Below are 11517 nucleotides of genomic sequence, written 5' to 3' on the forward strand. Positions count from 1 at the left end.
GATACTATACATTCATTACAATATGTTAGCAAGTGATATTTTAGTGACATTTCAAATCAATTTCATGTAAAAAGACTAGTGAAGTTTTTTTAATTGTCCCTTTTTTGAATCCATCATTTTTAGTGAAAAAACCCGCTGAATGTCAGCAGGTTTCAATTTGTTATTATAGATTACTATGCGTGATTCACTTAGTCAATTCTTATAAGGATAAAATTACTCAGTTGAAACAGATGGATCTGCCTGTTCTTTTTTCGGGATGATTTCATAAAAATGCTTTTGTATATCATCTAGTAATGGTGTTAAGAGAGCAACTTCTTCAAATTGCTCATGTTCATTTAATACTCGAATATAGTCTGTTAATAATTCGATAACGTCTAATTTGCCATGCTTGCTAAGCGGTTGTAATGTAACATTTGCTCCTTTGGCAATCCGTCTTTTTAAAGCATGCTCTGTTAAACCTAGTTCTGGTTGATGGCGTAAATAGACAATACCACCTGTCATCCCAGCACAAATCCATGGACCAGGATCTCCTAAAACAAGAGCGCGACCATTTGTCATATATTCAAAGGCGAATCCTTTTATATTTGCATAGGAACCTAAGTTGCCGTTTTCCTTTGAGCGAAGTGGTTTTGTAATTCTGCCGCCAATAATCATGTCTGCTCCTGAAAGACGAATTCCTGCACGTGCATCAGCATTTCCTTGAACATATAAGGCTCCCTTTTGAGCACCATATCCAAACCCTTTTCCGACAGAGCCATTGTAGTATACACCATCTTTTCCTTTTGATTTTGTAATATAAATACCGCCGCCAAATGATGTTTTTCCAATACCATCTTGAGCACCACCATTGACATGAATAAATAAATTCTCACTATTATAAGCTCCTAGACCATTACCCGGAATAGATCCATTTGTATATTTTAGAGTGAGCGGTTCAAGAGTATTATTTTCATACAGCTTACTACGAACGCGATAACATGATTCTAAGCCTCCCATTACGCGTTGATTCACGCTAACACCAATGAGTTCTTTAGAATGGGTCGTATTTATTACAATATGTTGTTCGTTTTGTATAGACTGGATTGAAGTAGAAGATGGAATATTTAATGTGTGTAATAAACTGTGTAAATCTAACAAATCTATACCGCGAGTTTGCTCTAATAAATCTGAACGTCCAACAATTTCTTGTAAATTCGTATAACCAAGTATTCCTGTTAATCGTTTCAGTTCCTCTCCAAAAGTAGTAAATAAGTTTAGTAATCCTTCTACAGCATGTTCGAATTGACGCGGAATAAAGCGGCGGAGACCGTGCTCTTTTGCTTGTGCTTCTGACTCAATTTGTGTTGCAATTCCTACATGACACGTATCTAAATGACAGCCACGACAAGTTGTACAGCCAATTGCAATCATGGATAAAGTACCAAAACCGATGCGATTGGCACCTAAAAGCATAATTTTAAGTGCATCATGAACACTGCGAATGCCACCATCTGCCCATATTTCTACTTGGTGTCTCATATTTGCTTCGAGAAGAGCGTTATGAGCAGCTTTCACTCCGATTTCTACAGGAAGGCCGACATGTTGCAGGGCATGAATACGCGCGGCTCCAGTTCCGCCATCGAATCCACTTATATTAATAAAATCAGCCCCAGCTTTTGCAATACCAACGGCAATCGTTCCAATATTAGGAACAACAGGAACTTTCACGGCCACTTTTGCAAGTTGGTTCGCTGTTTTAACTTCAGTAATCATTTGAGCTAAGTCTTCAATTGAGTAAATATCATGATTGTTAGAAGGCGAAATGAGATCTGAGCCAATAGTTGCGTTTCGTGCCTCAGCGATTTTTAAAGTTACTTTTGAACCAGGCAAATGCCCGCCTTCACCAGGTTTTGCTCCTTGCCCGATTTTAATTTCAATTAAATTAGATGAGTTAAGTAGTTCGGCATTTACACCAAAACGTCCAGATGCAATTTGTTGGCCGCGTGTATGTGGATATTTACCAATCATATCTTTAATTTCTCCGCCTTCACCATTTAGACTAATCATATTTAAACGCTCGGCAGCTTCTGCATAAGCACGGAAGGCAATTTCATTTTGAGATCCAAAGGACATGGAGCTAATCATAAATGGTAAGTTATGATTTTTTATGGCGATAGAAACTTGTTCAGGTGGTACGGCTTGCTCTGCTTCTTTTAATTGAATAAGATGACGGATTGCGATTGGATTTTTTTCTTCTAGCTCTGTTAATTTTTCACGAAAATCATCATACTGATTTCCTTTCGCCACATCGCCAATCGCTTTCCAAATGCGCGGGAATATATGGAACGTTTTTCGCATTCTTACCTTTGGATTGTTATAATCCATTGCTCGAGATTTTGCATCTTCTACAAGTGCTGTAAGTGAGAATGCTAAATGGTCAGCCCCAAAGAAATTTGTAATTTGCAGTATATTTGCAATCTCGTCGTGTAATCCGATGGAAGAAAAGAGGCGACCATAACCTCGTAGTTCATGAATTCCAATCGTGGAAATTACTTTTTCAATCCCTTTGTTTAATGCTGTATATAAATTAATAATTGGTGATTTTGTACCATCATTTACAGTTGCAAACATGAAGTAAGGATGAATAACATCTGCACCAAATCCATATAGCGTCACAATATCGTGTAAGGAACGAAGAGCACCAGATCTAACGAGAAGAGAGCAATTTCTTCTCAGTTGTTTTTCCATTAATGCTTGATGGATACTAGCTGTGATTAAATGTGGATCTATCCATAATTGACCATCTTTATGCGCTTTCGCATCATCTAAAATTAATAGAGTAGCACCTTTTCGAACAGCCATAATTGCTTCTGCATTGATTCGATTTAGCGCATCATGTAATGTTTCTGATGATGTAAAAGTCATGGATAGTTTATAAACTGTGCTATGAGTCACAAATAATTGAAGGAGTTGTTCATAGGTGATGGTTTTTAAATCGTCCGTTACAGACTGAGCTAAATTCCCTTCTAATATAATTGGCGATAAAAGTTCAATCACAAATGGATGATGAGACGTATGCGATAAACTTGGACGTTCTCCGAGTACGATACGTGTAGAGAAGTGCTCAATCTCTCTATCACGGTCAATAGCTGGATTTGTAACAACTGCTACGCTTTCTTTTATGAAATCAGCGATGTTACGTCTATCTGTATCAAGTGCAGCGAGGGGGGCATCGTGCCCGAGAGAACGAATTGGTTCAACTCCTTTTGCAGCCATTTGTTCAAGAAGTTGAATATGCTCACGATTCCATCCAAACGCAACATATTCCTCGGTTTCTACTTGAGTAGTATGAGATCGTCCATGGATGTTCTCTATAGCTGGAATGGTTACATTCAGATGGTAATCTTTCACATCAATTCGCTGTGTGAAACGATTGAATACTTCTTCTTGATACTTTTCATGTTCATAGAGAACAAGGGTGTCTTCCTGCCACTGTAATCCGATTTTTTCTCCAGGTGCAAGAGGTTTCGGTTCTGCTACATATTCATTTGGCGAGATGATTCCTGGTTCTGAAGAAAAAATAAAGGAAGTTTCTGTTTCCACTTTCCAAACTGGTCGTAAACCAAGGGAATCGACACTAAAGACGGCTTCATCTTTATAACGGGAAATGATACCAGCTGGCCCTTGAGCAAAATGTCCCCACGCTTCACGGATATACGTATATAAATCCTGTAAGTGCGTTTCATATAATTTTATTTCATTTATAATCGGTGGAAATAAGATGTCCATTGCTTCGAATAAACTGTAGTTGTAATGAATGAGAAGAGTTTCTAAGATGCGGTTTAAATCTTGAGAGTCACTGCCATCAGCAGTAAGTGGTACATCAATCATTTTGGCTTGATCACGTAATGTAGCAATCGTATTAATCTCACCATTATGTCCAAGAATACTAAATGGTTGTACGCGAAAAAAATTAGATAATGTATTCGTGGAGTAACGGTTATGTCCTAATGTCATTGTTGATGCAATAAGCGGATGCTGTAAGTCATTATAGTAAGCAACAAGTGTATCACCAGCTCCGAGCACTTTATAAACGACGTGATGTTGACTAAGTGAGGAAACATGGACTTGCTTTTTTTCTTCAATTGCAATTGTTAAAGAGAATAACATTTGATCAATATTTGTAGTTTCATTCTCTGCAATCATGGCAATTTGCCAAAATACAGGTTCTTCTTGTTTCCCAAGAGGGCCGAGTGCATTAGAGTTTACCACATTATCATTCTCAAATATAATGGTGAGATTGTTTTGCTCTAATTTTTGACGTAAATCATTTTTTAAATGATTTATATTTGCTTTTTTGTCTAGAAAAAAATGTCCAACGATAAAGTGAGGATGTTCCACAATCGCTGGATTATATCCGCTATTTTTTAATTTTTCTTTCCAAAGTTCTTTTGGTAAATCAATGTGAATGCCGATTCCATCTCCTTCACCATTCATGAAACCAGCCCGGTGATTCATTTTAATAAGTGATTGTATACAAAGGTCGATGTTTTCTTTTGTAGGAATTCTTCGTTTTTCGATAACGGAAACGATTCCACATGCATCGTGTTCAGCATTTTTATAATTTCGAAATAAAGACGGTGTCCATGTATTTTGTGTATTGAGCATCCGTCAATCCCCCCTTTTTTATAAAAAAGTTTAAATAATCTTACTATTTCATGTATAAATGACTTTATACACAAGGAATGCGAAAGAATATAAAACTGATAATTATGAATAATTATACTATTTTCGTGTGATTTATGAAATAGGAAAAAGAAAAAAATAGAGAAAGGCCTCTATTTTTTCTTTTTCTTTATTATTTTGCTAAAGCAGCAAATGCTCTACCAACAGCTTCAATTGTATATGCAATGTCTTCTGCTGTATGCTCTGTTGTTAAGAACCAAGCTTCATATTTGGATGGGGCTAAATTAATTCCTTCTTTCAGCATAAGTTTGAAGAATTTACCGAACATTTCTCCATCTGTATTTTGTGCACCATCATAATCTTCAATTGTATTTGTAGTGAAGTAAACAGTGAGTGCTCCTTTTAAGCGATTCACTGTAATATTGATATTATGTTTTTTCGCTTGTTCTAAAATACCTTTTTCAAGCATTGCTCCAAGCTGATCTAATTTTTCGTATACGCCTTCTTGCTTTAATACTTCTAAGCATGCGATGCCTGCTGACATAGAAGCTGGATTTCCTGCCATTGTACCTGCTTGATAGGCAGGACCAAGCGGAGCAACTTGTTCCATAATTTCTTTTTTACCGCCATATGCTCCAATTGGTAGTCCGCCGCCAATAATCTTACCAAGAGCTGTTAAGTCTGGTGTTACGCCAAGAAGGTCTTGTGCACCACCGTACATAAAGCGGAAAGCGGTGATAACTTCATCGTAGATTACTAAGGCACCAGCTGCATGAACAAGTTCGTTTACTTGTTCAAGGAATCCAGGTTTCGGTTCTACAATCCCAAAGTTTCCAACGATTGGTTCAACAAGAATCGCTGCAACTTCATGTCCCCATTTGTCGAGTGCTTCTTTTAAAGTTTCGACATTGTTAAATGGTACGGTAATTACTTCTTCAGCAATGCTTTGTGGTACGCCAGCTGAATCAGGAGTTCCAAGAGTAGAAGGGCCAGAGCCAGCTGCAACAAGTACTAAATCTGAGTGCCCATGGTAACAACCAGCGAATTTCATAATTTTTGTGCGGCCAGTATAAGCACGAGCCACACGGATTGTAGTCATAACAGCTTCCGTACCAGAGTTTACGAAACGGACTTTATCTAAAGCGGGCATTGCTTCTTTTAACATTTTTGCAAATTTTACTTCTAATGCTGTTGGTGTTCCGTATAAAACACCATTTTCAGCAGCCGTTTTAATGGCCTCTGTTACATGTGGATGAGCATGTCCTGTAATAATTGGGCCGTATGCTGCTAAATAGTCGATATATTTATTGCCATCTACATCCCAAAAATAAGCACCTTTTCCGCGTTCCATTGCAACGGGAGAACCACCTCCAACTGCTTTAAAAGAACGAGAAGGGCTATTCACACCACCAACAATATGTTCTAAAGCTTCCTTATGTAATGCTTCTGATTTTGTGAAATTCACTATCATTCATCTCCTTACAAAAATCTACGTATTATTCTAACATGTTTTTCAGAAAGACGTATTATTTGTGATAGAGATGTTAGCTCGGGTAAACTATTCGTTGTGATATTTAGGAAGGGGGGCTGATTATGAAATCAGTAATTGAGGTAAAAGGATTACGAAAAGAATTTACAGCTTACTCAAGTCGCTCCGGCTTAAAGGGTGCATTCCGTGATTTATTAAATCGTAATTATAAAATAGTACCAGCAGTAAATGATGTTTCGTTTACTGTCAAGCAAGGTGAAATGGTTGGTTATATTGGGGAAAATGGTGCGGGTAAATCAACGACTATTAAAATGTTAACGGGGATTTTGACTCCAACATCTGGAGAAATTACAGTAAACGGAATGAATCCGCACAAACAAAGAGAGGAATTCGTCAGAACAATCGGTGTTGTATTTGGTCAACGATCTCAGCTTTGGTGGGATATCGCTGTACAAGAATCATTTCGCTTATTGAAAAAAGTATATGGTGTATCAGATGCACAGTATAAAGAGCATATGGAACATGTTATTGAAACATTGGATATTGGCCCTTTATTAAATAAGCCAGTGCGAAAACTATCACTTGGGCAAAGGATGCGTTGTGAATTAGCAGCAGCTTTAATTCATAATCCACCGTTATTATTTTTAGATGAACCGACAATTGGCTTAGATGTTCTTGTGAAATTGAAGATACGTAAATTTTTAAAAGAGATGAATGAGCGCTACAAAACAACGATTTTATTAACAACGCATGATATTACTGATATTGAGGCATTATGTGAGCGCGTTATTATGCTTGATGAAGGGAATATTATGTATGATGGATCTTTAGAAAATTTACGGTCGCAATGGGGAGCAGAAAAGGAAATTCATTTTCAGTTTGTTTCGCATGTTTCACCTCAACAATTAGCGATGATTATGCCAGACAGTCAAGTTATTTGGTCTAAAGCAAAAGATGAGCATACATGGATTGCGAAAATACCGAACGAAGAAGTCATGATTTCTATGCTTATTTCAAAAGTAGTGCAAGCTTTTCAAATTAAAGATTTAAAAATTAATGAAGTGTCTACAGAAGAAATTATTCGTAACATTTATGAAGAAGGTATGACTCATGGGTAAGTACATGGAAATGATTCGCATTCGTTTTTTAATGATGCTTGCTTATCGCACAAATTATTATAGCGGTATCTTAATTTATACAATTAATATTGGTGCGTATTACTTTTTATGGCAAGCCATTTATAGTGGGAAAGAGAATATTGAAAGTTTATCTATTTCGCAGATGACGACTTATATTGCAATTGCTTGGATGGCTCGCGCTTTTTATTTTAATAATATTGATCGAGAAATTGCGATGGAAATTCAAGAGGGACGTGTAGCAGTAGAATTAATTCGTCCATATAATTACTTGGGAATGAAAGTCATGCAAGGGCTTGGAGAAGGAATATTCCGCTTTGCATTTTTTTCGATACCAGGAATGATTATTGTAACTTTATTATTCTCATTACAAATTACAACGAATTTTCAAACGTGGTTCTATTTCTTTTTATCGCTAATATTTAGTTTCATTATTAATACACAAATTAACTTAATGACGGGGATGCTTACCTTTTTCTTATTTAATAACAGTGGGATTATGTATGCGAAACGAGTTGTGATTGATTTATTTTCTGGTTTGTTATTACCGATTAGTTTCTATCCTTTATGGGCCCAAAAGGCAATGATGTTTTTACCATTTCAAGCAATCAGTTATATTCCAAGTATGATTTTTTCTGAAGGGATAACCGGAAATAAATTATATGAAGCTTTATTTTTTCAAATGATTTGGGCGGTAATGCTTATTATTCCAATTGTGCTGATGTGGAAAACGGCGAGAAAACGTCTAGTTGTACAAGGGGGATGATGAGATGCTATATATACGATTATTTTTACAATACGCAAGCCAATATATAAAGACAAAATTGGAGTATCGTGGTGACTTTATCGTCGGATTACTTTCGGACTTGCTATTACAAGCTGTTAATTTAATCTTCATTCTTGTCGTTTTCGGGCATACGCAAGCATTAAAAGGGTGGAGCCGGGAAGAGGTAATCTTTATTTACGGATTTTTCTTAGTTCCATTTGCCATTTTTTCTGCGTTCTTTAATATATGGGATTTTAATGATCGATACATTATTAAAGGAGAAATGGATCGTGTATTAACGAGACCCATTCATAGCTTATTTCAAATTATATTAGAAAGAATGGAATTGGAATCATTAATTGGAGCGATGACCGGGATGATTGTGATGGGATATGCCGCAGCAGAACTTCGACTTTCTTTCCATTGGTACGACTTCTTTCTATTTATACTAATGGTAGGAGGCGGTGCACTTGTATATGGGGGGATATTTGTAACCCTTGCAAGTCTTGGTTTTTGGTCAGATGCGAAAAGTTCTATTATGCCACTTATGTATAACATCGGAAATTACGGAAGGTATCCTGTAAATATTTATAACCGTGTCATTCGCTTTATTTTAACATTCATACTACCTTTTGCTTTTGTAGGTGTCTATCCGGCAGCCTATTTCCTTAGAAAAACAGAGTGGAACAGCTATGCATTTGCAACACCAATTGTTGGTATCGTTTGTTTTGCGATTGCAATAACGCTTTGGAATCAAGGAGTAAAAAGATATCGCGGAGCTGGGAATTAATTAGAAAGGCTTATTTGTTTCGACGGATAAATTATATATAGTCCTCATACATATAAAATGAGGTGGAGGACATGTTATGGGGACTTATTCTCTTAATTGCAGCAATTGCAGTTTTAAGAAGTATTCAACTAGTATGGAGATGTGCGGATTCGAAACGGTTTTTTTCTTTGTATAATTTAACTTCATTATTTTTAATTTATACGACAGTACTTATTGCGTTTGGGTTAAGTTATGTTGTCTTAGAGGAAAGTGGGTTTACAGTACTAAGAGAAGATGGTGAAAAGTTAACGGTTCATTCATTCCAGCTTGTTGAAACATGTTTATATTTTAGTGCGGTGACTTTATTGTCGGTTGGCTATGGAGATATTACACCGATTGGCATAGGACGGTGGATAGCGATTATAGAAGCTTTAATTGGATATACATTACCCTTTGCATTCGTTGTTCGCACTGTAATAGAAAATGAAAAATAAGGAAATGTTTGTTATAGTAGAAGGCAAAAGGAGTGATAAGCATGATCGCAGTAGGAGAAATGGCACCAGACTTTACTTTGGAAGCAAGCAATGGAGAACAAATTAAGTTATCTGATTTTAGAGGGAAACATGTTGTTTTATATTTCTATCCAAAAGATATGACACCGGGGTGTACAACAGAAGCGTGTGATTTTCGAGATGCATATGGAGTATTTCAAGAAAATGATACTGTCATTCTTGGAGTAAGCCCGGATCCAGCCAATAGACATATAAAATTTATTAAAAAACACGAATTACCATTTTTACTATTAGTGGATGAAGATCATAAGGTAGCAGAACAATATGAGGTTTGGAAATTAAAGAAAAACTTTGGTAAAGAGTATATGGGAATTGAACGTTCGACTTTCCTTATTAATAAAAATGGTGAACTTGTACAAGAATGGCGTAAAGTGAAAGTAAAGGGACATGTCGAAGAAGTATTAGAAAGTATAAAAAAGCAGGCATAAATATATCTTTTCTATACGAGAAACGTATAGTGGAGTAACATTTTTTATTAGCAATTGTATTTCCTTCTATTTATCTTCTTTCTATTTAGGATCTAGGAGGAAACTTTATGAAATAAGAAAGAAGTGTTTCCTATCAGACATATGTCTATACATTTTTCAATGTTCTTCATACATTAAAAGGGTAGGGCATACCTCCTCAGATGATAGTATTCCAAGTGCGATTATATCGCACTTTTTTTCTGTACTTTATTACATTTGAAGTAAAAAGATGATTTTTGCTGTAATGAAAGGTGGATTAAAGTTTCACTTTTTATATGTATAAAAAGGGGTCAAACATACATAAAAATAAGGATAGATGAAAAATAAAAACCATCTAGTTACAGTAGAAATATTGACGATTGACAAGAAAAGGAGTACACTCTTTATAAGAATTATAAAATAATAATCCGTATAGAATCGGGGTGCATGACGGTGGTCAAAGAAGAATTAAAAGAAGCGCTAGAAATGCTGAAAAATACGGGTGTACGAATTACTCCACAGCGTCATGCTATTTTAGAGTACCTTGTGGAATCTATGACACACCCAACAGCGGATGAAATTTATAAAGCATTAGAAGGTAAGTTTCCAAATATGAGTGTTGCAACTGTTTATAATAATTTACGTGTATTTAAAGAAGTAGGACTTGTAAAGGAATTAACTTACGGAGACGCTTCAAGTAGATTTGATTATGTTACAAGTCAACATTATCATGTGATTTGCGAGAAATGTGGTAAGATTGTTGATTTTCCTTATGAAGGTTTGGAAAAACTGGAAGATGAAGCTGCAAAAACAACGGGCTTCGTTATTAATAGTCATCGCTTAGAGATTTATGGCGTATGTCCAGAATGTCATAAGGCGTAATAAATAAAGAAAGAGACTGACGATTACGTCAGTCTCTTTCTTTATTTATTACTATTTGTGTGCTGTATAGTTTTTTTATTATATTTCTCATCAAATTCTTTTCCTTCTAAGTTGGGATCAAGAGTTAAAGGTTGATTACAATGCATACATACATCCACACGCCCAAGCATTTTAGTCGGTTTGTTGCAGCCTGGACAAATAATTTGTACAGTTTTTGTAGATAACATTCCAATCCAAAAGTAGACAAAGGTGCTAGCTAGAACGGCTAAGAGACCAATCATCATAAAAGTAGTCATAATAATAATGTTCTCTCGGAAAAAGACCCCTAAGTATGCAATAAATAGTCCGATAAAAACCAAACTTAATGCAAACGTACGAATTTTATTGATCTTGTTTGAATATTTAATCCCCATTCCTATATCACGCTCCCATTATAAATATAACATAAAATTTAGAATTTTTTATCAAAATAATATTGTTTATTTGTTTCTTAGCTCTATTGAGTAGAAATAATCGGATGTGAAATTTTTTATAAAAAGTGTTGACCAGGTAGAAAACGCATGATATATTAATACACGTCGCTGATGCAAAACACGCAGAAAGCGAAAAAAAGAAATAAAAAACTTAGTTGACATCGAAAAGAAGAGATGCTAACATAAGGAAGTCGCGAATGAAGCGACAAACGAGTTCTTTGAAAACTGAACGAAACAAACAACGTGAAACGTCAATTTTTATTTATGATGCTAGACAAACTTTATTGGAGAGTTTGATCCTGGCTCAGGATGAACGCTG

At 35.8% G+C, this 11517-nt stretch carries 9 protein-coding genes; 6 read left to right on the forward strand and 3 right to left on the reverse strand.

Going from position 1 to position 11517, the window contains the following annotated elements; translation table 11 throughout:
- Positions 1-213 precede the first annotated feature (213 nt).
- Positions 214-4647 (reverse strand): glutamate synthase-related protein, encoded by a 4434-nt coding sequence (locus MR058_RS13265; protein WP_242144447.1) that lies wholly within the window; start codon positions 4645-4647, stop codon positions 214-216.
- 190 nt (positions 4648-4837) lie between these two features.
- Positions 4838-6136 (reverse strand): glutamate-1-semialdehyde-2,1-aminomutase, encoded by a 1299-nt coding sequence (gene hemL, locus MR058_RS13270; RefSeq protein ID WP_242144448.1) that lies wholly within the window; start codon positions 6134-6136, stop codon positions 4838-4840.
- 122 nt (positions 6137-6258) lie between these two features.
- On the opposite strand from hemL, the gene MR058_RS13275 reads away from it, so the two are divergent.
- The 6 genes from MR058_RS13275 (at position 6259) to perR (ending at position 10725) form a co-directional block, all read left to right on the forward strand.
- Positions 6259-7272: an ABC transporter ATP-binding protein gene (locus MR058_RS13275; protein WP_242144449.1), complete on the forward strand. Its 1014-nt coding sequence runs from the start codon at positions 6259-6261 to the stop codon at positions 7270-7272.
- Positions 7265-8056, forward strand: coding sequence for an ABC transporter permease (locus MR058_RS13280; RefSeq protein WP_242144450.1), 792 nt, complete (start codon positions 7265-7267; stop codon positions 8054-8056). Before MR058_RS13275 ends, MR058_RS13280 begins: the two co-directional genes overlap by 8 nt.
- 4 nt (positions 8057-8060) lie before the next feature.
- A complete protein-coding gene (locus MR058_RS13285) occupies positions 8061-8846 on the forward strand; it encodes an ABC transporter permease (protein WP_242144451.1) in 786 nt (261 codons plus the stop codon).
- 71 nt (positions 8847-8917) lie between these two features.
- Positions 8918-9319: a potassium channel family protein gene (locus MR058_RS13290; protein WP_242144452.1), complete on the forward strand. Its 402-nt coding sequence runs from the start codon at positions 8918-8920 to the stop codon at positions 9317-9319.
- A gap of 41 nt (positions 9320-9360) precedes the next feature.
- A complete protein-coding gene (gene bcp, locus MR058_RS13295) occupies positions 9361-9825 on the forward strand; it encodes a thioredoxin-dependent thiol peroxidase (RefSeq protein WP_242144453.1) in 465 nt (154 codons plus the stop codon).
- A gap of 471 nt (positions 9826-10296) precedes the next feature.
- Positions 10297-10725 (forward strand): peroxide-responsive transcriptional repressor PerR, encoded by a 429-nt coding sequence (gene perR, locus MR058_RS13300; protein ID WP_207994911.1) that lies wholly within the window; start codon positions 10297-10299, stop codon positions 10723-10725.
- 41 nt (positions 10726-10766) lie between these two features.
- Here the strand turns inward: perR and MR058_RS13305 are convergent, their stop codons facing one another.
- Positions 10767-11138, reverse strand: a complete 372-nt coding sequence (locus MR058_RS13305; RefSeq protein WP_242144454.1) for a YgzB family protein — start codon at positions 11136-11138, stop codon at positions 10767-10769.
- Between the last annotated feature and the right edge of the window lie 379 nt (positions 11139-11517).

This window comes from Bacillus cereus group sp. BfR-BA-01430 (genome assembly GCF_022663115.1).
Classification (GTDB): Bacteria; Bacillota; Bacilli; order Bacillales; family Bacillaceae_G; genus Bacillus_A; species Bacillus_A cereus_BD.

Excerpts from the sequence above, each read along its gene's own strand:
- MR058_RS13265 (WP_242144447.1), bottom strand. The coding sequence starts at position 4,647 with ATGCTCAATACACAAAATACATGGACACCGTCTTTATTTCGAAATTAT.
- hemL (WP_242144448.1), bottom strand. The coding sequence starts at position 6,136 with ATGATAGTGAATTTCACAAAATCAGAAGCATTACATAAGGAAGCTTTA.
- MR058_RS13275 (WP_242144449.1), top strand. The coding sequence starts at position 6,259 with ATGAAATCAGTAATTGAGGTAAAAGGATTACGAAAAGAATTTACAGCT.
- MR058_RS13280 (WP_242144450.1), top strand. The coding sequence starts at position 7,265 with ATGGGTAAGTACATGGAAATGATTCGCATTCGTTTTTTAATGATGCTT.
- MR058_RS13285 (WP_242144451.1), top strand. The coding sequence starts at position 8,061 with ATGCTATATATACGATTATTTTTACAATACGCAAGCCAATATATAAAG.
- MR058_RS13290 (WP_242144452.1), top strand. The coding sequence starts at position 8,918 with ATGTTATGGGGACTTATTCTCTTAATTGCAGCAATTGCAGTTTTAAGA.
- bcp (WP_242144453.1), top strand. The coding sequence starts at position 9,361 with ATGATCGCAGTAGGAGAAATGGCACCAGACTTTACTTTGGAAGCAAGC.
- MR058_RS13305 (WP_242144454.1), bottom strand. The coding sequence starts at position 11,138 with ATGGGGATTAAATATTCAAACAAGATCAATAAAATTCGTACGTTTGCA.